The organism is Catellatospora aurea (assembly GCF_042663325.1).
Taxonomy (GTDB): Bacteria; Actinomycetota; Actinomycetes; order Mycobacteriales; family Micromonosporaceae; genus Catellatospora; species Catellatospora aurea.
On record NZ_JBHTAC010000038.1, the window covers coordinates 38,975 to 62,701 of the forward strand.

The following is a 23,727-nucleotide window of genomic DNA, read 5'->3' on the forward strand; positions in this document are numbered from 1 at the left end:
CTCAGCCCTTGCGGCGCGCAACCGCGTACGCGAGCACGCCGGCCGCGAGCAGACCCGCCCCTGCCAGCACCGTCGGCTCGGGCAGGGTCATCGCGAGCACGATGCAGCCGATCAGCCCGAGCGCCGCCACCGCACGCAGGTGCTTCGGCCCGCCCAGGCTCCACGCGGCCGCGTTGGTGATCGCGTAGTAGGTCAGCACGGCCACGCTGGAGAAGCCGATCGCGCCGCGTACGTCCGCCGCCAGCACCACCGCGATGATGACCGCGGCGACGGCCAGCTCGGCCAGCCACGGGGTCGCGTACCGGGCGTGCACCGCGGACAGGCGCGACGGCAGGTCGCTACGCCGGGCCATGGCCAGGATCGTCCGGCCCACCCCGGCCAGCAGGCTGAGCAGCACCCCGCACACCGCGACGCCCGCCCCGATCCGCACGACCGGAACCAGGCCGGGCGCACCGGCGGCGGCGACGACGTCGGCCAGCGGCGCGGTGGACCTGGCCAGCGCGGGCATGCCGAGCACGGACAGGCAGACCAGCGCCACCGCGAGGTAGACCAGCAGCACCACCCCGAGCGCCACGGGCACGGCCCGCGGGATGGTGCGCTCCGGGTCGCGGACCTCCTCGCCGAGCGTGGCGATCCGGGCGTACCCGGCGAACGCGAAGAACAGCAGCCCCGCCGCCTCGAACGGCCCCGCCGGACCGGCCGCGCCGGCTTCGGCCGCCGCGCCGCCCCACAGCCCGACGCCCACGGCCGTGACCAGCACCAGCAGGGTGATCGCGACGAGCACCCGGGTCGCGACGGCCGTCTTCGTGACGCCCCGGATGTTGATCAGAGTCAGCACCACGACCGCCGCGACCGCGACCGGCCGCGCGTACGCCGGCCACAGGTAGTACCCGATCGTCAGCGCCATCGCCGCGCAGCTCGCCGTCTTGCCGATGACGAACGCCCAGCCCGCCAGGAACCCGGTGAACGCCCCGAGCTGCTCGCGCCCGTACACGTAGGTGCCGCCCGACTCCGGATACCGCGCGGCCAGCCGCGCCGACCCGGTCGCGTTGCACGCCGCCACCACCGCCGCGATCAGCAGCGCCAGCATCAGCGCCCCGCCGGTCCCCGCGGCGGCGGCCGCCGGCCCCCACACCACGAACACACCGGCGCCGAGCATCGCCCCCAGCCCGATGACGACGGCGTCGCCGAACCCCAGCCGCCGCGCCAACGTCGAGATCACGCCCGCAGGCTAGCCCGCCCTCCTTGCAGAAAGGAAGGGCATCGTCGGCTCGCGTCAGCGAGACGAGCAGAAGCTCTGCTTAACGCTATGTGTATAGGAAGGGCACCTTGTTAACCTCCGACCTGCGGAGCGCCAGGTCAGCGGCGGTGCCGGAGCTCGGCGCACGGCTGCACCGGTTCAGCGGGCAGGCCTGGCGCGGGCGGCCGGGTCAGCGGCGCGGCGGCAGAATCGTGTCCCAGTCGATCCGGTGGATGATCCGGTCCAGCAGCAGGCCCAGGGCCAGTGCGGCCAGCCCGTCGGTGACCCAGTGGTGCGACAGGTACGTGGTCGTGCACAGCACGATCACCGGTGGCGCGACCCGCATCCAGCGCACCAGCGTCGGCGGCAGCCGCCACAGCCGCGAGGCCAGGATCACGATGATGCCCCACCACACGATCGCGTTGACCACGTGCCCGGACGGGTACGAGTTCGAGTACGTCACCGCCAGCGGGTTGAACAGCTCCACCGCGTTGGGCAGCGCACTGCTCGGCGCGTCCCGGTGCGTCCACAGCTTCAGCGGCCCGATGGTGAGGTACGTGAGCAGGAAACCCGTCACCCCCGGCAGCAGCACCCGCCAGTCCCGGAAACGCACCAGCAGCGCCACCGTCAGCCCACCCGTGATGATCCACATCACCAGCCAGCCTTGCCCGAGGTAGTTCAGCACCCGCGCGACCGCGTGCGCCCAACCCGGCTGGTGGCTCTGCACCCAGTCGCGTACGCCCAGGTCCAGCCCTTCGGTCGCGCCACGCGCCGCCAGCACCGTGATCAGCGCCAGCACCGCCACCAGGGCGGCGTCCCACCACCAGCTGTCGAACCGGCTCAGCCGCCGCGTCGGAATCCGCACCGGCCCACTATGCCTGACCGGCCCCGCGACCCGGCATTCCTGCACCGCCCCACCACACGGCCTTCACCCCGAACCCACCTCCGGTGATCATGAAGTTGTGGCAGCGACTCGCCGACGACCCGTGCCACAAGTTCATGATCAACCCCCAAAAGCAGCGGTCAGAGCAGCGCGCCCAGTTTCTTGGCGACCAGTTCCATGCGGACGCCGGAGTTGGGGCAGCCGCCGAAGTGGTGCAGGGCGATGACCTTGTTCGTACGGCGGGACAGCACCGGGGAGCCGGACGAGCCGCCCTCGGTGTCGCAGTAGTAGGAGATGTCGGTGTCGTCGGCGTAGCCGTCGTAGTCGTTGCTCTCCACCGCGCAGTTGCCCGCCCGGTCGCGGTCGCTGCTGATCGCCACCATCGCCGGCGCGCCCGCCGGGTGCTGCGGGATGTAGAGCTCCTCGCCCTTGGCCGGGCGGCGCAGGTCCAGCTCCAGGTAGCCGAACTTCTCCACCAGCGGGAAGTCGGTCACCGAGAACAGGCTGAAGTCCAGCGTCTTGTCCGTGGTGATCAGCTCGCTCAGCCACACCTTGGTCGGCCGGAACACGTCGTACCCGCCGCACTCGGCGCACTGGTAGTTGAACCACACCTCGACGTCGCTGGTCTCGCTCTTGTCGGCGACGCAGTGGTTGTTGGTCAGCAGCAGGTTGCGCGGCCCGACCCGCCAGGCGGTGCACAGCTCGACGCCGCCGATCAGCATCCGGGCCACGGCCTTGGCACGCCGGTAGACCACCGGCTCGGTGGTGCGGTAGCAGACCGCGTCGGCCTTCTGGTCGGAGCCGCAGATGGTCTCCTCCCGGCCCGTGCGCGCCTGCGCCCGCTTCGCCTTCTGGTACGACTCGGACGCCGCGACCCGCTCGGACTCGGTGTGCCCGCGGCTCACCTTGTCGATCACCACGCCGAGCCGGGCAACGGTGGCGCCCAGCCCGAGCAGGTCGAGGTCCGAGCTGTGCAGCTCGACGAGGGCGGTGTCCCCGGTCACGGACATCGCCCAGCGGCCCGCGCTGCCCAGCACCGAGCCGACCGCGTCGCCGTCGATGCGGTGCACCTCGGTGCGCTTCGGATCGCTGACCGTCAGGTAGTCGCCGGGCAGCAGCAGCAATTGCGAGAAGTGCACCTTGACGTACTCGGCCCCCGGAAAGCGCAGCGTCGCGCTGCGGTCCGCGTCGAGGTAGCCGAGCACCGCGTGCGCGGACTCGACCCGGCCCGCCTCGGCCCGCCCGGTCCGGTGCGGGCTCGAATCCTCGCCGCCCTTCGCGGTGACCGGGGCGACAGCCCCCGCACCGGCCGTCGGCGCGGCCGCCTGCTCGGCGTCCTGCACCGCGGTGATCATCGATCGGGCGTCCTCCGGCCGGGCGGCGGGCGGGGCTCCTCCACCGAGCACCGCGGCGCCTGCGGCCGAGGTGAGCGCCAACACGGCAGAGATTCCCATCACCAGCGCGACCGTACGGCGCATGCGACCAGCCTCCTGAACGACTCCGGACAAGCTCCCTACGTGCAACGACGCAGCACTGTGGCCGGTGCCTCGGCCGAAAAGAGGATTCGCGGCAGCTGTACGTGAATCCGTAGGCTGTTCGGGTGCGGATCACCTCGGCCCTCGTCGACCCAGCCCTGATCGATCTACCCTGGTCAACTCCACTGGAGGAGTGGCCGGCCGACCACCTGGTCGCGCTGCCCCAGGGCATCTCCCGGCACGTGGTCCGCTTCGTCAAACTGCAGGGCACCGTGTACGCGGTGAAGGAGACCCGCGAGAAGATCGCCGAGCGGGAGTACGACCTGCTCCGCGCCCTCGAACGGATCGACGCCCCGGCCGTCGAGGCGGTCGCGATCGTCGCCGACCGGGTCGCAGCCGACGGCGAGCACCTGGAACCGGTGCTGGTCACCCGCCACCTCAAGTTCTCCCTGCCGTACCGGGCGCTGTTCTCGCACACGCTGCGCCCCGACACCATGAACCGCCTGCTGGACGCGCTCGCCGCGCTGCTGGTGCGCATGCACCTGCTCGGTTTCTTCTGGGGCGACTGCTCGCTGTCCAACACCCTGTTCCGCCGCGACGCCGGCGCGTTCGCCGCGTACCTCGTCGACGCCGAGACCGGCCAGCTGCACCTGCGGCTCTCCCCCGGCCAGCGCGGCGAGGACCTGGAGATCGCCCGGACCAACATCTTCGGCGAGGCGCTGGACCTGCAGGCCGCGGGCCTGCTGCACGAGGGCATCGACCCCGAGCACGTCTCCGACGAGGTGGTCCGCCGCTACGAGACGCTGTGGCACGAGCTGACCCACGAGCAGGCCGTCGAGACCGACACCCGCCGCCAGATGGACAAGCGCATCCGCCGCCTCAACGAACTCGGCTTCGACGTCGAGGAGGTGGCGATGTCCGTCGTCGAGGAGGGCGGGCACCGCAGCATCATGCTGCGCCCGAAGGTCGTCGACGCCGGCCACCACACCCGCCGCCTGCTCCGCCTGACCGGCCTCGACGCCGAGGAGAACCAGGCCCGCGCGCTGCTCAACGACCTCGACGCGTACCGGGCCGAGTCCGAGGACCTGCCCGACGAGGCGCAGGCCGCGCACCGCTGGCTGACCGAGGTGTTCGAGCCGGTGATCCGCGCCGTGCCGCCGCACCTGCGCGGCAAACTGGAGCCGCCGGAGCTGTTCGTGCAGATCATCGAGCACCGCTGGACGCTGAGCGAGAACGCGGGCCGAGACGTCGGCCTCGCCCCCGCGGTGCAGTCCTTCCTCAACAACGTGCTGGTGCACCGCCCGGACGAGCAGGCCGTCCTCGGCTACGACCCCGACGAGGAACCCGACCCCGACCTCATCCCCGACGACGACATCGCCGAGGACGACGACCTCGCCGCCCGTTGACCCTTCCCACTCGGGTGGGTGACAAGGGTGGGCGATCAACAAAACCGCAGGTAGCGTGGCTGCCCGGTCCGGGCGCGCCGCTCTGCCGAGCGGGGTGGCACCCCGCCGGGCCGTGCACAGCGAAAGGGTCGCGACGATGCGATCACGGCCGCGCCTGGCCGCCCTCGCCAGGCTCTCCGCCGAGCGGGCCAGACCCGACGGCCCCGCACGCCGCCTGGCGTCCACGGGCCGCCGGCCGCTGCCGGGCTGGCTGCGTTCGCTGCTCGTGCTCGGCGTCGGCATAGCCGCGGCGCTGACCGTCGCGACCCCCGGCAACGCTCAGGCCGGCCCGGACGCCGCCGCGACCCGCATGATCCACGCCCTGCCCGCCGGTGACCTCGCCGCCGTTCCGGCGGACTTCCCGCAGGTCATGCACTACACCCCGGGCACCGCCCGGCTGGCCGACGGCTCGCTCCGCGTGATCAACCCGACCGGCTCGTGCTCGGTCCCCGGCGAGGGCCGCCCGTTCGACTTCGCCACGGCCTGCAAGGCCCACGACTTCGGCTACGACCTGCTGCGGTACGCGCAGCGCCGGGGCGCGCCCCTGGACCCGGCCGCCCGCGCCGACATCGACCTGCTGCTCGACCACGACCTGCGGGTGCAGTGCGTCGCCGACTCGACCCCGGCGAGCTGCGACGCGACGGTCACCCTGTTCGCCGCGGGGGTGGGCTTCAACTCCTGGCGCCAGGTCTCCGGGCCGCCCGTGGACACGTCCGGGCTGCCGCGCACCGCGGGCCTGGTGCTGCTGGCCCTGGCCGGTGGCGGCTGCCTGGTCACGGCGCGCTCGCGCCTGCTCCCTGCGCGATCGGGTCCGCGTCGTCGTCCGCGCCGTTTCCGGCGGCCTGGCGCATCAGCCGGCTGAGCCCGTCGCGGCTGGCCACCACCGTGATCCGGTCGCGCGCCTGCAGCACCCGGTTGGGCGCGGGCCGCCACAGCGGGCGGGGCTCACCGAACTCGGCCAGCGCGATCACGCGTACCGCTCCGGCCAGGTCCGCGACGGCCACCCGCTGCCCGGCGAGCTGCGAGCCGGCGCCGACCACGACCTCGGCGACGAGCAGCACCCGGCGCTCGACCGAGATGGTGCCGATGACCTCGCGTTCCATCAGCGCCTCGGCGAAGGCCGGCGCGGCGAGGTAGGACACGCTTCGGGTGAACCGGATGCTGAACGTCTTGCGCACCCGCGCGGCCAGGTCGCCGTCGAACAGCCGGACCAGCACCCGCAGCTGCGGCTGGAGGTTGCGGCCGTGCAGCGCCGCCTCCAGGTTGATGACGTCGTTGCTGGCCAGCGTCATCAGCGCGCGGCAGCCCTGCACGTGTGCGGAGCGCAGCGTGCTCTCCCGGCTCGCGTCGCCGATGATCAGCGGCACGCCGAGCTCTCTTGCCAGCGGCACGCCGCGCGCCTGCTCCTTGATGTCGATCGCAACCACCGGGATGTCCCGGTCGTAGAGCAGCCGCAGCACCCGGGTGCCGACGTTGCCCAGCCCGACCAGCACGACGTGGCCGTCCTCGGGCAGCCGCAGCCGCCCCTGCGCCACGGCCAGCCGGGCGTTGACGGTGCCCTCGACGACCATCGCGGTGATCAGCGGCACCAGGGCGAGCCCGGCCAGCGCGACGAGCAGTTGCAGCACCTGCTGCCAGCCGGGGATGTCCGCGTCCAGCTGCGGGCCGCCGAGCGCGTTGACCAGCGTCACGTACACGCCATCCCAGAACGAGGCGACCTCCGGCCGGGTGCGCGCGAACGCGAAACCGGCCCCGATCAGGATCAGCAGCACCACGGCGACCGCGATGCGGAACTGGCGCGAGATCAGCGTCTTCGCGGTGTCGACGACCGCAGGCAGCCGCCAGCGGCGGGCGTTGCGGCGCACGGAACGCGCGACGGTGGTCATCGTGTCGGCGACGCTGTCGGCCACCCCGCTGCTCACCCGTGCCTCGGCCAGCACCAGGTCGGCCCGGCCCGGGTCGGCGGGCAGCAGGTCCGGCGCGGTGCCACCGGTGGTGGTGTCCACCAGCCCGCAGACCACGTCGTCGGGCGCGACGTCGGCCCGCCGGGCGACCACGAGGGTACGGCCGCCGACCGGCAGCGGCACCGCGTTGACCTCGTCGAGCGCGATCGCGACCAGGGCCGGTGACGCGATCTCGGCGTCGGACAGCACCCGGGCGTTGCCGAGCAGCTCCTCGATGCCGCGGCCGAGATGCGAGTTGTACATCCGGACCACCAGCCGCAGCCCCGGCACCAGGTCACGGGCCTGCAGCGCGACGTGGATGTTGCCGACGTCGTCCTGCACCGTCAGCGCCAGCCCGATCGCCGTGGCGACATCGGCCTTGACCAGGGCACGTTCGTCCACCCGATCGACCACCACCACCCGCACCCGCGGCAGCTCACCGAAGTCGCGCGCGTCGCGCCGCTGATCGGGGGTCATCAGCACCACCACGTCCACGCCGTAGCGCGTGGTCAGCTGCTCGGCGAGGCGGTAGGCCAGGCCGTCCGAGCCGTTGATCACGAAGTGGTTGTTGCGGGCACGGCGGAGGTTGGCCACGACCGTGGAGGGGGTCAGCACGCCCGGATGCTATCGACCACGCACCACCCGTACCACCCCTGAGGGATCGCCGAACATGCCTTTCCCGCGACGATATGCCCCTTTTGGTCGTTGCTCCATCAGACGAATGCACCAAGCAGCACCCTGCCGTTCGGGGTGCACCGGTCAGCAATCGAATGGATGGACATGAACAAGTGGTTCTACCGTGCCGTCGGCGCCGTGGGCGTGGCGGGCGGCGTCATGCTTCTCGGCAGTGGCGTCGCGCACGCTGAAACGGTCACCGAGGCCCAGCCGACCGCCGATCTTCAGGCCATGCGAGGGCTGGTCGCCGATCTCCTCTCCCCGACGGGCGGCCTGAACAACCTCGGCCTGTCGATCGACATGCCCGACACGAGGCTGAACGCAGGGCTGCTCGCCGACGGCCCGCTTTCGATCACCCGCGGCACCGGCGACGTCGGCGTCACCGCGTACGCCCCCGGGGTGCAGGACATCTCGCTCACCGGCAAGGCGCCGGCCCTGACCCGCGCGCTGCCGAGCACCGGCCTGCTCAACGGCGCCGGCAAGGAGGAAGGGCTGCCCGGCCTGGACAGCGTCACCGGCATGCTCTCCGGCGGACCGCTCGGCGGCCTGCTCGGCGCTCAGCCCGGCGGCAGCCCCATCGGCGGCCTCTCCAACGGGCCGCTCGGCGGCCTGACCACCGGCCTGATGGGCGGCCCCGACGGCGGCGGCACCCTGGGCGGCCTGCTCGGCGGAGACGGCGGCCCGCTGGGCAGCCTCACCGGTGGCGGCGGCCCGCTCGGCGGACTCACCGGCGGCGACGGACCGCTGGGCGGCATCACCGGCAGCCTGGGCGACCTGACCGGCGGACTCAGCGGCGGCCTCAACGGCAGCGCCAAGGCCGCCGACCCGCTCGCGAGCCTCACCGGCGCGCTCGGCGGCGACGCCCTGGGCGGTCTCACCGGCGAGCGCAACGACCTGTCGGGGCTGCAGCCCGCGCCGCTGCCCGCCCCGGCCGGCCCGGCCGTCGGAACTCCCCAGGACAGCTTCGGCGAATGGCTCGGCGAGACGCCCACCGGTATGCCGTCCGGCATGCTCGCGCGCCAGATCGACCCGCTGCTCGACACCGACGCGCTCGACCCGTCCGACGCCCAGGGCATCACGCTCGACCCGGCGCTGTCCCAGCAGGTCGCCGACGCGACCTCGCAGATCGTGCCGGCCCTCATCGCCGACGCGATGGGCCAGCCGGGCAACGACGACCTGCTCGCCACCGAGGGCCTGCCCACCGCCGAAGGCCTGCCCTTCGTCGACAAGCTGCCCATCCTCGACGGCGTGCTCGGCAACGGCGGCCCGCTGGACAGCATCCTGGTCGTCGGCGACATCGCCAAGCAGGTCCCCGGCGTACGCGACCTGGCCAGCGGCAAGCTCAGCCTGGACACCGTGACCAAGCTCCCCGTCGTCGGCGGCATGCTCACCGGCGGCATCGTCCAGGGCGGCAAGCCCGGCACCTCGCTGCCGGTCGTCGGCTCGCTGCCGATCGTCGGCGACGCGCTCGGCAAGATCACCGGCGGGCTGTCCGGCATGAGCCCCGGCCGCGGCGCCAACCTGCTGAACCCCGAGCCGAGCCTCGACACCCAGCTGCCCGTCGGCCAGCAGATCTCCGCCCCGGCGCCGCAGCCCCAGCACGTCGGTCGGCACCGGGCCACCGAGCGCCCGATCGCGGGCGAGGACGCCGAGTACGCGGAGTCGGCCACCACCGAGGCCGGGCTGCCCGGCCTGCCCAACCTGGGCGAGCTGCCGCTGCTGGGCAGCCTGACCGGCGGCGCCGGCGCGGGCGGCCTCGGCGTGGGCAGCCTGCTGGGCCAGCTGCCGCTCGTCAACGACCTGCCGATCCTGGGCAACATGGCCACCTCCATGGAGGTGCTGCTCGCGCTGCTGGCCGTCGGCACCGCCGCGGGCCTGCTGCCGGTGGAGAGCGACACGCTCATCTGACAGGCGTTACACGGCGAGGGGGCGGATGCGATACGCATCCGCCCCCTCGCCGTTGTGGGCGTACCCAACCGAAGCCCGTTCGGCGGCGGCTACTCCGGCACGTAGACCCCTCGGCCTGGCGAACCCACGACCGTTCCTCGTATGCGCAGGTCCCGAATGACGCGGGCGATCGTTGCCACCGATACAGGGGCATAGATCTCTTTGAGCTGCGCGTATGAGGGCAGCCGCGACCCAGGCGGGTACTCCCCCGCCTTGATGCGCGCGGCGATGTCCTCGGCGATCTCGGTCGAACTCATCGGCATGGGCATACGGCACGTCCTCGGGTTGGCACCCCAAGTAGTACCGCACTCACCTCACTCACCGCCAGAGACTGCTGAGACTCTTGATATAGATAAGATGGGTGAGATAGGTTATCGAAGAGTCCTCGGGTTGGCGCTTGTGGGCTTGAGCGGCCGGGTCGCACCCCGGCTGCGCAACGGGGCCCCGACACGTCGTTCCAGGGACGACGTGTCGGGGTACCCAGACGTTCTTTGGCAGCTACTTCGCCAGCATCCCAGTCAGGCCCAGCGTCGCAGTGCCACGACGGCAGTCAGCGCAGCAGCTGCCCATGAACGACGACCAGGTCGCAGGAAGCCGACCGACTTGAAGAACGTCAGCAATCAAGTGGCGCTCAGCGACAGATGACGGTTACGAAGCGCGGCGGCGCACCCCGACTTGGACCTCGGGTGCACCGCCGCTTCCCCCGAACTGACCGGAGGTAGGAACTAGTGTCACATCCGAGCCGACTACACCTCGTCAATATCTTGAGCACGCTCGCCGCAGCCGTCCCGCGCCAGCATCCGAACTGGTGCGATCGCGACCATAGCGACCGCCCCCTTGTCCACGCTGTGTTCGTTGGTGAGATCGCGTGCGGCCCCAGCCACACGTTGACCGTCAACGTCGTTGACGGCGGCCTGGACGAAGGCCCACAGATCCGCCTAGAGGTGGCCGACTCCCGCAACGACAGCCGTGACGCGTACCCGCTGACAGCCCAGGCTGCGCACGACCTGGCGATGTTGCTTGCCGCCAGCTCCGACGTCGTGGCGGGCCGTATCGGCTGGCCACTGGAGCAGGGAATGCAGCGATGACAGCCGCCCTTGCGATCGCCGCCGTCCTCCACTTGGTCGCGGCCGTCTTCGCCATCGCCGCGTTCGAGCGGAACTGACATATCCGAAGGAGACTGGCCAAGTGCGCGCTAGATCACGTATCTACTAACGGTGCACCACCACATACCGCAGGACAGACGCCCGCCCTCTGCGATTGCGGCAAGTTCACGCGGCCAGCACTTAGATGTCAACGTCGCCCGTGTGGCCACTTCGGCTGGAGCGCCTTGACCCGATAGGAAAGTTTCGACAGAAACCGCGAGCACGACGGAGCCGGTTACAGCCGTACCGGGCCGCCGCTTCACTGGCGAGCCCGGTACGGTGTTTCTCAGCTAGGTGGTTGGGGCGCTCCACCTTGACCAGGTCGGCAGATCATGACCACGGGGTGCCGGCCGACGGCAGACGGGGAAGGCGTTATTAGCGTTACTGTCCAGCAGCAGCAGTTTGCTTACCAATCAATTCCAGAAGTAGGTCAGGTGCGCCAGCGACGTATTCATCCGGGGCGGCAGGTTCATTAATTCCGGGAATGGCCGTAGGCGTTCGCATCCAGGCGGAGTAGCCCTTCAGGCTGGCATTTGCGCGAACCCACGCTTGCATTACGTAAGCTTCATTCCACTGTTTGTGGGTAAATCCCATTACTTGCGCAAGCTCGCTCGGTGCACGAAGTTGGAATTGCATCAACCTCTTTGCGAGTAAGCCCAGACCCATATGGCTGAGGCAAGCCACGCGGTTACGCACATTGAGGTATTTGTGCCCCACAGTTGTGAGCTTCCCAAAGTTCGCAACATGAGACTTGCGAGGGGCATCAGGTTCAGCCGAGATTGGCAGGTCCAGAAGGGCAAACTTGTCCTTAGCTCCAGTTCTTTCCTCGCCAAACGGTGCGTAATCCGTTACCTCCTCGACAGGCGCAACGGTGATGAAACGACGCAACTTGTCACCGTGATAGCACTGACAAGGATGGGGGACCACCATGACGGGGGTCGACACGAAGGGGACCATTTCTTGCGGTGCGGTCGGAGGCGACTGAGGCAGTACGGGCAGCGGAACATGGAGGAACACGTCACCCTGAAAGATCGGACGATCGATCTCGCAGGTTTCTCCGACCGAAAGGTACAGATCTTCAGTTTCGAGCCAATTGTGGTCCGGTACTGCAGGTTCCGGGACGCTCGATGTACTCAACTACCACCATCCGACGCATACGGCGACCAGGGCTCGTCCTCGTAGTCGTCTTCGTCATCGACGGCGTCGACCGTGGGAGCCAACAGCGCTACCACGGTTCCACTGACGACTGGAGAGTGATCCGGAAGATCGGCTATGAGGCGGTGCAGCAGTTCAAAACGGCGAGACATGACTATATCTACGGGAGTCCGTCCGTCCACCCCGGGGGTGCGGAGCCACACACGCGCAGACTCGGACCCAAGGCGTCGTGTGAGATCGCGAATCAGGGTGTGAAGATACTGAAGTTGGCCATGCCTATCCATGCTGATTGGCCGGCCGGAGGTCCACCGTGAATATTGCTCGCGAGTTACACCCAGCGCCGCACCCAGCTGGGATGCGGACATCCCAGACATTTCACGCAAGTCGCTTGCCAGACGAGCGTGTACGGCTATGGCCCGCTCCTCCGACCCCTGCTCTGTCGAAACAGAATCGGGAGCGAACTTGGGTTGAGTATGGATGTGCTGAGGACTTGCATCGATTTCAATCTCGAATTCATTTGGCCTGAGAGGCCGGAGACTTGCCTGCGCGACTAATCCTGCGATTGCGCTGATCATCTCCGCCGAGGCGTGGGTAGCTCCCGATGCAAACGAAGAAACTAGTGCAGAGACGATATGAGAAGCACTTGAGGCGGTCGCTATGCCGACCACCTGAGAAAGGCGAACTACTTGGGATGTGATCTCCGAAATCGCATCGAGCGTAGGTGCCTCGTCGCCATGAACTGTAACCCTGAAGGTCGGCGCTCCGTTCGAGCGGTCGGGGAGCGTGCGTGCAACTTCGCTGAAACGCTCAAGAAGCTGCGACATCCCATCGGTTGCGCCATAGGTGGTTCCATGGTCATAGCTACCGAGAACTTCGTCATCTTCAATAACCGAGGCTGACCGCATGATTATCCCGTTCCTGGGCCTAGGATGGAATTACGGAGATTCAGTGCGTAGTTCATCGAGATACTGAGGAGTTAAACTCCATGAGAAGAAGCGAAATGCGACATCGTTGAAGCCGTCAAGTCGCTCTATTACTGCTGCGCGGTCGAAAGCCGTTGGTGCAGACGAGGCGACATCTACGTCCAGCAAATAAGGGGTCACGCGCGTGCGATCCTCGTTTGCTAGCCCCGTTCGTACGAGCAGCACGGTGGCGTTGTCGCGGAATATGTACTGCGAGACTGCAGAACCGAGAGTATTTCTTGGCCCACTGAGCTGTGTCAGCGCCAGCAGCTCAGGTCGCACCTGCTGGGTCATGCGCTCTTGTGCAAAATGGTTGACATATCGTAGGCCGACGCGCTCCGCAACACGCATTTTCGCGGCGTCACACGCCACCTTTAGCGCTTCGTCGAATCGCTCCCGTGCGTCCGTCCAGCTCGTGTAGCAGGAGGTCTCCAGCGTAAGCGCTTCTGCGCCGATAATCAGCGACCAGGCGCCTTCAAGGTCCGTTAGGCGATACTGCGGAATGACCTCGGTGTTGACGGCTGTGCTTCCGGCCGTAACTACAGTCTGTCGCTCGGCTAGCAAGCGGGGATACCGGTGGCCCAGCGCATCCTGTAGCTCCGAGGCACCCGCATGTGTCGTGAACAGGCGCTGGTTGGGAAACTTGACCTGGATGATGACGTTTGAAATAGGTGGCTTGCTTAAGGGTTGATTATCTACGGCCGGCAAGAAGTCGAACATCGGATCTCCAGACATCACACGCGACATCACAGCCTAGAACCCGTACTGTAGACGTAGCGAGCTACTTGTGCTACGCGCACGGCGGTTTGTCTCTAAAAAGACTGTCTGCCGGGTTCCGGGCAGCACCGTGCGGCGCGTCGCTTGCAGCCATGCGTACATAAGTCGGGTGATCTGTTCGTGGCGGTGGTGCAGAGCTCGATGCCCAACTGCCCACGACGGTTCGGCCCCGCCGTGCAGATGCACGGCGGGGCGGACGCCGAGCTAATCGCAGGCGGGACCGCGAACCATGCGAGAGGTTGCTGTCAGCAGCGAAGTACAGCAACGGCATCACCCTGTGCGGCCTTGATCGCGCACACCTGCACACCTGAACGCCTGACCTCGCAGACGGCTGTCGCCGGCCTTGCTGCGAGTAATCGGAAGGTTAGGGGTTTAAGTACCTGGTCGGCTCCACCCGAACGACCTTGACCAGGTCAGCAGATCAAAAGGCTTTGCCCGGGTCGATGGTGGGCGGGGTGCGACCCCCTGGAGCCCGAGGTTGAGGGGTGACGTTGACCTTCGAGGCAAACCGCGAGCACGACGGAGCCGATTACGGCCGTACCAGGCCGCCGCTTCACTGGCGAGCCCGGTTCAGTGTTTCTCAGCTAGGTGGTTGGAGCCGACCAGGGGACTTGAACCCCTAACCTTCCGATTACAAGTCGGGTGCGCTACCAATTGCGCCAGGCCGGCATGCACGGCGCAGGAGCGGCCGTACCCAGCGATGGTACGCGCCGTACGTATCAGGTCCGCTACCGGATTCCCCGGAGTTTCGTACCGATCATCACCATAGAGTCCGTTTTGCCTGGCAGACGCGTTCCACATGATGATCCACGGGCTTGTTTACAAGCCGTTACGCGGTTACTTTGGCGAACGCCGGGTTCGTGAAAACGTGGCCGGCACTTCACTTTCACTCGGATCGTCCGGCACGTTCCTGCCGGTGGAAGGACACACCCCCGTGGCTACCGTCACCTATGCCAAGGCGTCCCGGATCTACCCGGGCACCGACCGCCCCGCCGTCGACCAGCTCGACCTCCAGATCAACGACGGCGAGTTCCTCGTCCTCGTCGGCCCGTCCGGCTGTGGCAAGTCCACCAGCCTGCGGATGCTGGCCGGTCTCGAGGACGTCGACCAGGGCGCGATCTACATCAACGACAAGGACGTCACGAACCTCCCGCCGAAGTCGCGGGACATCGCGATGGTCTTCCAGAACTACGCCCTCTACCCGCACATGACGGTGTACGAGAACATGGCGTTCGCGCTCAAGCTGCGCAAGACCCCGAAGTCGGAGATCGACGTCCGGGTCAAGAAGGCCGCGCAGATGCTGCAGCTGGAGGAGTACCTCAACCGCAAGCCGAAGGCGCTCTCCGGCGGTCAGCGCCAGCGTGTCGCCATGGGCCGCGCCATCGTGCGTGAGCCGCAGGTCTTCCTCATGGACGAGCCGCTGTCGAACCTCGACGCCAAGCTGCGCGTGCAGACCCGTTCGCAGATCGCCACGCTGCAGTCGCAGCTGGGCATCACCACGGTGTACGTCACGCACGACCAGGTCGAGGCCATGACCATGGGTCACCGGGTGGCCGTGCTGCTCGACGGTGTGCTGCAGCAGTGCGACACCCCGCGTGCCCTGTACGACCGGCCGTCGAACGTGTTCGTCGCGGGCTTCATCGGCTCGCCGGCCATGAACATCAAGACCGTGCAGCTGACCGACGCCGGCGCGGTGTTCGGCCAGATGGTGCTTCCGCTCACCCGTGAGCAGGTCGCCGCGGCGCAGGCCGAGGGCGGCAACGGCCAGGTCACCGTGGGCTTCCGCCCCGAGGACTCGGACCTGGTGGGCGCCAGCGAGGGCGGCATGCCGATCGTCGTCGACCTGGTCGAGGACCTGGGCGCCAACGCCAACGTGTACGGCCACGCCGCGATCAACGGTGGCGAGGAGCGGTTCGTGGTCACCACGACCCGCCAGGCGATGCCGAGCCTCGGCGACACCGTGTTCGTCAAGCCGGTGGTCGGTAGCCACCACGCGTTCCACGCCGCCTCCGGCGTGCGCATCTGACGCAGGCAGTAAGCAGGAAGGGCGGGACCGGAAACGGTCCCGCCCTTTTGTGATGTGCGCGCCGATCTTCGGTTACCCGTGCGCCAGGGGGTAAGCATGGAGCCATGACGGAGTATCGAGTCGAGCACGACACGATGGGCGAGGTACGGGTACCCGCCGACGCCCTGTGGGGCGCGCAGACCCAGCGGGCGATCGAGAACTTCCCCGTGTCGGGGACGGTCCTGCCGTACCCCCTGATCATCGCTCTTGCCCAGATCAAGGCGGCGGCGGCCGAAGCCAACGCGGCCACCGGCGACCTGGACTCGGAGACCGCGGGCGCGATCGCCTCCGCCGCCCGGGAGATCGTCGAGGGCGACTTCGCGGAGCACTTCCCGCTCGACGTGTACCAGACCGGTTCGGGCACCTCGACCAACATGAACATGAACGAGGTGCTGGCCCGCCTGGCCGGGCAGCGCCTGGGCCGGACGGTGCACCCGAACGACCAGGTGAACGCCTCTCAGTCCAGCAACGACGTGTTCCCGTCGGCGATCCACCTGGCCGCGCTGCGGCTGGTGGCGTACGAGCTGCGCCCCGCGCTGCTGGAGCTGGAGCAGGCGCTGTCGCGCAAGGCGCGGGAGTTCGCGCACGTGGTGAAGTCGGGGCGCACCCACCTGATGGACGCCACACCGGTGACCCTGGGCCAGGAGTTCTCCGGGTACGCGCAGCAGGTGCACCGGGCCGCCGAGCGGGTCGCGTCGACCCTGCCGCACGTCGCCGAGCTGCCGCTGGGCGGCACCGCCGTCGGCACCGGCGTGAACGCGAGCGCGGAGTTCCGCCGCGAGGTGTACCGCCGGCTGGCCGCCGACACGGGGCTGCCGGTCAAGGAGGCCGAGAACCACTTCGAGGCGCACGGTGCCCGGGACGCCCTGGTGGAGCTGTCGGGTCAGCTCCGCACGGCCGCGGTCAGCCTGTACAAGATCGCCAATGACATCCGGTGGATGGGCTCCGGCCCCCGGGCGGGGCTCAGCGAGCTGCGCATCCCCGACCTGCAGCCCGGTTCGTCGATCATGCCGGGCAAGGTGAACCCGGTCATCTGCGAGTCGGTGCGCCAGGTCTGCGCGCAGGTCATCGGCAACGACACGGCGGTCGCCTTCAGCGGCTCGCAGGGCGACTTCGAGCTGAACGTCATGCTCCCCGTGATGGCCCGCAACCTGCTGGAGTCCATCATGCTGCTGGCCAACGCGAGCCGGCTGCTGGCCGTCAAGTGCGTCGCGGGGCTGCAGGCCAACGAGGAGGTGGCCCGGCTCTACGCCGAGGGCTCTCCGTCGATCGTGACGCCGCTCAACCGCCACATCGGGTACGAGGAGGCGGCGGCCGTCGCCAAGCAGGCCCTGGCGGAGAACAAGACCATCCGCCAGGTCGTCGTGGAACGGGGCCACGTGGAGGCCGGCAAGCTCACGGAGGAGCAGCTCGACGCGGCACTCGACGTGCTCGCGATGACCCGTCAGCCGGACTGACCGACGGCTCGCGGCACGGTCCGCTCCGGCCACCACGGTCACAGCCGCGGACATCGCCCCGAAATTGACGCTGGCCTATTACATCGACTCCGAGCCACGGAAACTCGATGCAATAGGCCAGCGTCTATGGAAAAGCGCCGCGCGAACGCTGCCAGGTCACGCCGCCCGGCGGCGGGCCACCTCGGCCAGGGCCACGGCCGCGGCGACGGACGCGTTGAGCGACTCGACCTCGGACACGATCGGGATGCTCACCCGCATGTCGCAGGTCTGCCCGACGAGCCGGCCGAGACCGCGCCCCTCCGACCCGACCACCACGACCAGCGGCCCGACCGCGGCCTCCAGCTGGTAGAGGTCCGTCTCCCCGTCGGCGTCCAGCCCGACGACCACGAAGCCCTCCGACTGTGCCTGCTTGAGCGCACGGGTCATGTTGGTCACCTGCGCCACCGGCAGCCGCGCCGCCGCGCCCGCGCTGGTACGCCAAGCGGTCGCGGTGATGCCCGCGGCCCGCCGCTCGGGCACGAAGATGCCCTGCGCGCCGAACGCCGCCGCGGAGCGGATCACCGCACCGAGGTTGCGCGGGTCGGTGACCCCGTCCAGCGCCACCAGCAGCGGCTCCGGGTGCTCGATCGAAGCGGCGAGCATGTCCTCGAAGGTCTCGTACGCGTACGGCGGCACCTGGATGCCGATGCCCTGGTGCAGCACGCCGCCGGTGAGCCGGTCGAGCTCGGCGCGGCTGACCTCGAGGATAGGGATACCCCGGTCGCCCGCGGTGCGCACGACCTCGCTGACCCGCTCGTCGATGTCGATGCCCTGGGCCACGTAGAGCGCGGTCGCGGGCACGTGCGCGCGCAGCGCCTCGTTCACCGGGTTGCGGCCGACGAGCAGCTCCGGCGCGTCCTTCGGGGTCAGCGACTTGCGACCGGGCGCGACCCGCGGGCCGCTGCGCACGGGAGCGCCGCCACGGCCGGCGGGGGTGCGCTTGGTCGGGGCGCCCTTGCCGCCGTTGCCGCGCCCCCAGGTGGTGTCCTTGGTGCCGGGCTTGCCGATCTTCGGGGCACGCCCCTCGGCGGCGGCGGCCTTGCGCTCCTTGTCCTGCTTCCAGGCGGTCTTGGAGGGCAGCTTCTCGGTGCCCGAGTAACCCTTGTGCCACGGACGCTCGTCAGCGGGCAGCGTCTTGCCCCGGCCCTTCAGGGTGTCCTTGCCCTTGCCGCCCGTCCCCTTGACGGCGGTCTTCTTGCTGACCTGGCGTATGTTCCGGCGTTGCGAGTTGCCCGGCATTACAGTTCACTTCCGATCGTCCAGCGTGGACCGTGCGGGGTGTCCTCCACCACGACTCCGGCCTGTTTGAGCTGATCCCGCACAGCGTCCGCGGCGGCCCAGTCCTTACGTCCTCGTGCGGCCGTACGCTGCTCCAGGGCGAGCGCGACCAGCGCGTCGACCGTGCTGCGCAGCCCGCTGCCGCCCTTGCTCTCGGCCCAGGCCGCGTCGAGCGGGTCGATGCCGAGCACCCCGAGCATGGCCCGGACGCTGCCCAGCGCGCCCGCGGCGGCCTTGTCGTTCCCGGCGGCCAAAGCGGTGTTGCCCTCGCGCACCACCTCGTGCAGGGCCGCGAGCGCGGCCGAGGTGTTGAGGTCGTCGTCCATGGCCGCGGTGAAGTCGGCGCACAGCGTCGTCGGCTCGACGACGCCGACCAGTTCCACGGCCCGCTGCACGAAGCCCTCGATGCGGCGGTACGCCGTGGCGGCCTCCTCCAGCGCGCCCCAGCTGAAGTCGATGCGGGCCCGGTAGTGCGGGGACAGCATGTAGTAGCGCAGGTCGACGGGGCGGATGCCGTGCTCGACGACCGCGTCGAGGTCGATGACGTTGCCCAGCGACTTGCTCATCTTGGCCTCGCCGAGGTTGAGCAGGCCGTGGTGCACCCAGAACCGGGCGAACGCCAGCCCGGCGGCGCGCGACTGCGCCTGCTCGTTCTCGTGGTGCGGGAAGACCAGGTCGAGGCCGCCGCCGTGGATGTCGAACTCCGCGCCCAGGTAGCGCTTGGCCATCGCGGAGCACTCGATGTGCCAGCCGGGCCGGCCGCGGCCCCACGGCGAGGGCCACTCGGCGTCGTCGGGCTCCTCGGTCTTGGCGCCCTTCCACAGCGCGAAGTCGCGCGGGTCGCGCTTGGCCCGCTCCGGGCCGTCGGGCGCGGCGAGCATGTCGTCGGGCCGCTGCCCGGACAGGGCGCCGTACTCGGCGAAGGAGCTCACGGAGAAGTAGACGTCGCCGCTGCCGTCGTTGCTCGGGTACGCGTTGCCGCGCTCGATCAGGTCGGTGATCAGCTCGTGCATCTCGGGCACATGCCCGGTGGCGCGCGGCTCGTACGTCGGGGCGAGCACGTTCAGCGCCCGGTACGCGGCGGCGAGGGTCACCTCGTTGGCGTACGCGATCGACCAGAACGGGCGACCCTGCTCGACGGACTTGGCGAGGATCTTGTCGTCGATGTCGGTGATGTTGCGCACGAACACGACGTCGTAGCCCGAGTGGATCAGCCAGCGCCGCAGCACGTCGTAGTTGACGCCCGAGCGCAGGTGGCCGATGTGCGGGCCGGACTGGACGGTGAGACCACACAGGTACACGGAGGCCTGACCGGGAACGCGCGGCACGAAGTCGCGCACCTGTCGGGTCGCGGTGTCAAAGAGTCTCAACGTCACCGGACAAGGATAGTCAATGCGGGGCGGTCCATCGCGACTGCAACCACCGCAACGCCTCAAGCTCATCCGGATCGACGGCGATTCGATACTCACGGCCATCGGCGCCGGTGACGCCGATCACCGCCAGGTCTCCGATCGCCGCCCGGTCCGCCTTCGTCGACGGCGTCTCGGGCAGCACAGCACCCCCGAGCACGGGGATGGCCCGGCGGGCGACGCCGCCGGCCTGCGAGATGCTCAGCGAGACCTCGTCGGCCCGCAGCCACCCGCTCAGCCACCCGTTTCGGGCGTACGGCGAGGTCGTGCCGTACACCTGGCCCTGGATCTCCAGGGGCTCGCCGGACTGCACGAGCTGCAGCGACTCCTCGCCCGACACGACGATGTCGTCCTGCTCGGCGACGACAGGCGCACCGAGCGAGCGCGGCGCTCCGTGCAGCCGGACCTCCTCGCGTACCGCGTCGATCAGTGCCGCACTGCCCCGCCAGCCGGCTGCCCGGCCGTAGTAGCGCCACCGCCGGCCGTCGGCGGACCTCCCCCGCGCGACGATCACCCACGGCACGCCGAACAGCACGCGCGCAAGCACCCACAACGGCAGCAGCAGGAGCACCACCAGCCACTCTATGGCGAGGAAGACCAGCAACAGCACGACCGGGAACGCCACGATGATCATCAACACCATCACGCAGCCGAACATGCCGTCGGCACCGGCGAGCGGCGCCAACTGGCTGCTGTCGCCGAGCGACTCGCCGTCGCGGCGCCGCCGTGCGGGACGCCAGGGCAGCCAGCGACGGCCCACCCACCACTCGTGCCCGTCTGGACCGGTGACCCTGTGGACCATGCGCGGCATGGTGCCACGCCGGAACAACCGGCCGCGATCCGTTTTGCTCAGGCGTTGAGGGAGGCCACCGCGTCGGGCAGCTCGGTCAGGTCGGCGATCACCACGTCGGCGCGGACCGGTCCGGGCGCGGGGGCTCCCGACCGGTTCAGCCAGACGGTACGCAGACCCGCTCCAGCCGCCCCGGCGACGTCGTGGTCGTAGGAGTCGCCGACGTACACCACCTCGTGCGGCTGGGCCGACGCCGCGGCGAGCACCGCGTCGAAGAAGCCCCGGGCCGGCTTCTTCGGCACCCCGTTCTCCAGCGCGTACAGCTCGAACGCGAAGCGCCCGCCCAGCCCGCACCGGTCGGCCAGGCTGTTGGCGTTGGTCGCGTACCCGAGCCGGTAGTCGCGGCTCAGCTTGTCCAGCACCGCCGCCACCCCGTCGAACGGGCGCGAGTTCGCGAACCGCACCTCGAAGAACAGCTCCAGCCACCGGTCCAGCTCGTGCTCGCGACCGGCCCGGGCCAGGGTGTGCCGCATAGCGGCGGCCCGGATGTCGCGCGCGGGCCGGTCGGCCAGCAGCGTCCAGTGGTCCTCGGCGTCGGCCGCGAACAGCTCCAGGGTCAGCGCCGGGTCGGCGACCGCGGCGGTGACCGCGCTCAGACCCGCGCTCACGGCGGTGTGGATGTCCACCAGCGTGTCGTCGGCGTCGAAGGCGACAGTTGTGATCATCGGTACACGTTAGCGGAACCGCAGGTCAGCGCCCTGCACCATCACTCGCAGGGAGTACGTCGTCCCATGTCGCGGGACGGCGGGCGAGCCTGCCCAACCCGTCCGGCAGCTGCGCCAGGCGCTCGACCATCAGGTCCGGCACGACGGGGCCGGGCAGGTCGCGACCGGCGCGGTCCACCCAGACCGTACGCATCCCGGCCGTGGCCGGAGCCTCGACATCGTGGTGGTAGTTGTCGCCGACGTAGACGATCTCGTCCGGCTTCGCGCCGGTGGCCGCGACGACCGCGGCGAAGAACTCCGGCGCGGGCTTCTTCGGCAGGCCGTCCTGGTGGGCGTACAGCTCGAAGGCGAACTCGCCGCCCGGCCCGCACCGATCGGCCGTCGAGTTGCCGGGTCAGCGCCAGGCCCGGCTCCAGCGCCCGCAGGCTGCCGAGCACCTGCTCCAGCGCGTAGTCGACCGCCGGCCGCAGATCGAGCAACGTCTCGTCCGCGTCGAACACCACCGCCTTGATCACTCCGCCACTCCAGTCATCCCGGTCGACGCCTACGCTTGGCGCGTGGACACCGCACAGACGCTCGACCGCGGGCTGCGCCTGCTGACCCTGGTCGCGGACACCCCCGGCGGGCTCACCGTCACCGAGGCCGCCAACCGCCTCGGCGTCGGCCGCGCCGTGGTGTACCGGCTGGTCACCACACTCACCGAACATTCCCTGGTACGCCGCGACTCCGGCGGGCGGCTGCGGCTCGGCGTCGGGCTGCTGCACCTGGCCCGGCGCGCCCAGCCGCTGCTCGCCGACGCGGCCCTGCCCGCCCTGCGCCGCCTCGCCGACCAGGTCCACGCCACAGCCCACCTCACCGTCGCCGACGGCGACGAGGCCGTCGCGATCGCCGTCGTCGAGCCCAGCTCGACCATGTTCCACGTCGCCTACCGCACCGGCTCCCGGCACCCGCTCGAGTCCGGCGCCGCGGGCCGCGCCATCCTCTCCGACGCCGAAGGCTGGACCGTCTCCTCCGGCGAACTCCAACCCGGCGCGTACGGCATAGCCGCCCGAGTCCACGCCGTCGAAGGCCTCCGCGCCTCCGTCGGCGTAGTCGCCCTAGCCCCCCTCGACGCCCCCACCGTCGGCCCCCTCGTAGTAGCCGCCGCCACCACCATCACCACCTCCCTCTCCTGACCCCCCACTTGCCGCAACTCTTAAAGACTTGCGGCCTCGGTATCCCCAGGTAGCCGCAAGTTATCCACAGTTGCGAACGGGGTTGTCCACACGGTTATCCACAGGGCTTCCACAGGAGGTGTGGATGGCGTCAGGCTGACGGTCATGCCACGTAGGCCCTATCGCCCACCGGAACTCGTCGGCCGGCTCTTCCGCCGCTCCGACGTGCTGAGACACGGTGTACTCACCGCCCACCAGGTCCGCTCCAACGCCTGGATCCGGCTCCGCTACGACGTGTACGCCGACGCCCGGCTTACTCGCGACCACGAGCTGATCACCCGATCGGTACTGATGGGGCTCCCGCCGGACGCCGTCGTCGCCGGTCCTTCCGCGGCATACCGGCTCGGCGTGCGGCACGCCGCCGCATTTCACGACGACGTCCACGTCATCACCCATCCGAAGGCCGCCATGCTGCGCCAGCGGGGAGTGCGCTTCCACGAGACCGTTCTCGAACCCGACGAGACCATGGAGTTGGACGGGCACCTGTACACGACACCGCTTCGGACCGCCTGGGACCTGGCGGGCTGGCTCGACGTGGTCCGCGCCGTGACCGTGATCGATTCGATGCTCGGCAACGGCCTGCTAGAGGTCGCCCACCTCGCCGAACTGACCCGTGCACGGCAGGGTCGACGTGGCAGCGCCTTGGCCCGGCGCGCCTTCGCGCTCGCCGACGGCCGCTCTCAATCCCCGCCGGAGTCCCAGCTGCGGGTCCGCATCGTCCTCTCAGGCCTGCCCCGCCCACAGGCGCAGCTCGCCGTACCGGTGCGCGGCCGTGTGCTGCACCCCGACCTGGCTTGGCCCGAATACCGGGTCGCGGTCGAGTACGACGGAGAGTGGCACGACGATCCCGACCAGTTCCACCTCGACCGCCGCCGGTTGAACCTGCTCATCGCCGAGGGCTGGATCGTCCTACACGTGACCAGCCGCCGCCTCCGCACCGACCTCCCCACCGTCCTCACCGAGATCCGCCAGGCCCTCCACTCCCGCGGCTGGCACCCCTGACCGGCCCCGCCCCGCGCAACTCTTAAGGAGTCGCGCCCTCCGCATGCCACGGAGGGCGCGACTCTTCAAGAGTTGCGGCAAAGGGGGTGCGGCGCGGGGAG

20 protein-coding genes, 1 tRNA gene and 1 pseudogene are annotated in these 23,727 nt (G+C 69.6%); 8 read left to right on the plus strand and 14 right to left on the minus strand.

Annotated elements, in window-relative coordinates; genetic code table 11:
• Position 1 precedes the first annotated feature (1 nt).
• The 3 genes from ACFQO7_RS28145 to ACFQO7_RS28155 all read right to left on the minus strand — a co-directional run bounded on the left by ACFQO7_RS28145 (position 2) and on the right by ACFQO7_RS28155 (position 3,601).
• Positions 2-1,219, minus strand: a complete 1,218-nt coding sequence (locus ACFQO7_RS28145) for an APC family permease (protein WP_376809224.1) — start codon at positions 1,217-1,219, stop codon at positions 2-4.
• 211 nt (positions 1,220-1,430) lie between these two features.
• Positions 1,431-2,105: a phosphatase PAP2 family protein gene (locus ACFQO7_RS28150; RefSeq protein WP_376809199.1), complete on the minus strand. Its 675-nt coding sequence runs from the start codon at positions 2,103-2,105 to the stop codon at positions 1,431-1,433.
• Positions 2,106-2,263: 158 nt separating this feature from the next.
• Complete coding sequence (locus ACFQO7_RS28155) at positions 2,264-3,601, minus strand: trypsin-like serine peptidase (protein ID WP_376809200.1); 1,338 nt, start codon at positions 3,599-3,601, stop codon at positions 2,264-2,266.
• Between the two features lie 122 nt (positions 3,602-3,723).
• Between ACFQO7_RS28155 and ACFQO7_RS28160 the strand changes: the two are divergent.
• Positions 3,724-4,929: pseudogene (locus ACFQO7_RS28160) on the plus strand (DUF4032 domain-containing protein); the annotation flags it as partial.
• Between the two features lie 211 nt (positions 4,930-5,140).
• Positions 5,141-5,905, plus strand: a complete 765-nt coding sequence (locus ACFQO7_RS28165; RefSeq protein ID WP_376809201.1) for a phospholipase A2 — start codon at positions 5,141-5,143, stop codon at positions 5,903-5,905.
• Here ACFQO7_RS28165 and ACFQO7_RS28170 read toward each other — a convergent pair.
• Positions 5,817-7,601 carry a potassium channel family protein gene (locus ACFQO7_RS28170; RefSeq protein WP_376809202.1) on the minus strand — a complete coding sequence of 595 codons (1,785 nt, stop codon included), beginning with the start codon at positions 7,599-7,601 and terminating at the stop codon, positions 5,817-5,819. The two genes, ACFQO7_RS28165 and ACFQO7_RS28170, sit on opposite strands and share 89 nt — an antisense overlap.
• Positions 7,602-7,766: 165 nt before the next feature.
• Here ACFQO7_RS28170 and ACFQO7_RS28175 point away from each other — a divergent pair, with 165 nt between their 5' ends.
• Complete coding sequence (locus ACFQO7_RS28175; RefSeq protein ID WP_376809203.1) at positions 7,767-9,569, plus strand: hypothetical protein; 1,803 nt, start codon at positions 7,767-7,769, stop codon at positions 9,567-9,569.
• Between the two features lie 89 nt (positions 9,570-9,658).
• On the opposite strand, the gene ACFQO7_RS28180 is transcribed toward ACFQO7_RS28175, so the two are convergent.
• Positions 9,659-9,865: a winged helix-turn-helix domain-containing protein gene (locus ACFQO7_RS28180; RefSeq protein WP_376809204.1), complete on the minus strand. Its 207-nt coding sequence runs from the start codon at positions 9,863-9,865 to the stop codon at positions 9,659-9,661.
• A 507-nt stretch (positions 9,866-10,372) separates the two neighbouring features.
• Here ACFQO7_RS28180 and ACFQO7_RS28185 point away from each other — a divergent pair.
• On the plus strand, positions 10,373-10,696 hold the full coding sequence (locus ACFQO7_RS28185; RefSeq protein WP_376809205.1) for a hypothetical protein: 324 nt from the start codon (positions 10,373-10,375) through the stop codon (positions 10,694-10,696).
• 438 nt (positions 10,697-11,134) lie between these two features.
• On the opposite strand, the gene ACFQO7_RS28190 is transcribed toward ACFQO7_RS28185, so the two are convergent.
• The 4 genes from ACFQO7_RS28190 to ACFQO7_RS28205 all read right to left on the minus strand — a co-directional run bounded on the left by ACFQO7_RS28190 (position 11,135) and on the right by ACFQO7_RS28205 (position 14,316).
• A complete protein-coding gene (locus ACFQO7_RS28190) occupies positions 11,135-11,698 on the minus strand; it encodes a hypothetical protein (RefSeq protein ID WP_376809206.1) in 564 nt (187 codons plus the stop codon).
• Positions 11,699-11,886: 188 nt separating this feature from the next.
• Positions 11,887-12,813 carry a helix-turn-helix domain-containing protein gene (locus tag ACFQO7_RS28195; protein WP_376809207.1) on the minus strand — a complete coding sequence of 309 codons (927 nt, stop codon included), beginning with the start codon at positions 12,811-12,813 and terminating at the stop codon, positions 11,887-11,889.
• Between the two features lie 30 nt (positions 12,814-12,843).
• On the minus strand, positions 12,844-13,590 hold the full coding sequence (locus tag ACFQO7_RS28200) for a TIGR04255 family protein (RefSeq protein WP_376809208.1): 747 nt from the start codon (positions 13,588-13,590) through the stop codon (positions 12,844-12,846).
• A gap of 650 nt (positions 13,591-14,240) precedes the next feature.
• Positions 14,241-14,316 (minus strand) — tRNA-Thr (locus ACFQO7_RS28205).
• A gap of 265 nt (positions 14,317-14,581) precedes the next feature.
• On the opposite strand from ACFQO7_RS28205, the gene ACFQO7_RS28210 reads away from it, so the two are divergent.
• Both ACFQO7_RS28210 and ACFQO7_RS28215 read left to right on the plus strand, forming a co-directional pair.
• Complete coding sequence (locus tag ACFQO7_RS28210) at positions 14,582-15,673, plus strand: ABC transporter ATP-binding protein (RefSeq protein WP_360530862.1); 1,092 nt, start codon at positions 14,582-14,584, stop codon at positions 15,671-15,673.
• 104 nt (positions 15,674-15,777) lie between these two features.
• A complete protein-coding gene (locus ACFQO7_RS28215) occupies positions 15,778-17,169 on the plus strand; it encodes a class II fumarate hydratase (RefSeq protein ID WP_376809209.1) in 1,392 nt (463 codons plus the stop codon).
• 156 nt (positions 17,170-17,325) lie between these two features.
• Here the strand turns inward: ACFQO7_RS28215 and rlmB are convergent, their stop codons facing one another.
• Genes rlmB through ACFQO7_RS28240 form a run of 5 tightly spaced genes read right to left on the minus strand, consistent with a single transcriptional unit; the run spans position 17,326 to position 21,750 of the window.
• Positions 17,326-18,447 (minus strand): 23S rRNA (guanosine(2251)-2'-O)-methyltransferase RlmB, encoded by a 1,122-nt coding sequence (rlmB, locus tag ACFQO7_RS28220; RefSeq protein WP_376809210.1) that lies wholly within the window; start codon positions 18,445-18,447, stop codon positions 17,326-17,328.
• Positions 18,447-19,862: a cysteine--tRNA ligase gene (gene cysS / locus ACFQO7_RS28225; protein WP_376809211.1), complete on the minus strand. Its 1,416-nt coding sequence runs from the start codon at positions 19,860-19,862 to the stop codon at positions 18,447-18,449. The genes rlmB and cysS overlap by 1 nt, the downstream gene beginning before the upstream one ends.
• Before the next feature lie 13 nt (positions 19,863-19,875).
• Positions 19,876-20,697 (minus strand): hypothetical protein, encoded by an 822-nt coding sequence (locus ACFQO7_RS28230; RefSeq protein WP_376809212.1) that lies wholly within the window; start codon positions 20,695-20,697, stop codon positions 19,876-19,878.
• 47 nt (positions 20,698-20,744) lie between these two features.
• Positions 20,745-21,410 (minus strand): HAD family hydrolase, encoded by a 666-nt coding sequence (locus ACFQO7_RS28235; protein WP_376809213.1) that lies wholly within the window; start codon positions 21,408-21,410, stop codon positions 20,745-20,747.
• A gap of 25 nt (positions 21,411-21,435) precedes the next feature.
• Positions 21,436-21,750: an HAD family hydrolase gene (locus ACFQO7_RS28240; protein WP_376809225.1), complete on the minus strand. Its 315-nt coding sequence runs from the start codon at positions 21,748-21,750 to the stop codon at positions 21,436-21,438.
• 190 nt (positions 21,751-21,940) lie between these two features.
• Between ACFQO7_RS28240 and ACFQO7_RS28245 the strand changes: the two genes are divergently transcribed.
• On the plus strand, positions 21,941-22,585 hold the full coding sequence (locus tag ACFQO7_RS28245; protein WP_376809226.1) for an IclR family transcriptional regulator: 645 nt from the start codon (positions 21,941-21,943) through the stop codon (positions 22,583-22,585).
• A gap of 144 nt (positions 22,586-22,729) precedes the next feature.
• Entirely contained in the window at positions 22,730-23,626 is an 897-nt protein-coding gene (locus tag ACFQO7_RS28250; RefSeq protein ID WP_376809214.1) for a DUF559 domain-containing protein, read from the plus strand.
• The last annotated feature ends 101 nt before the right edge of the window (positions 23,627-23,727 follow it).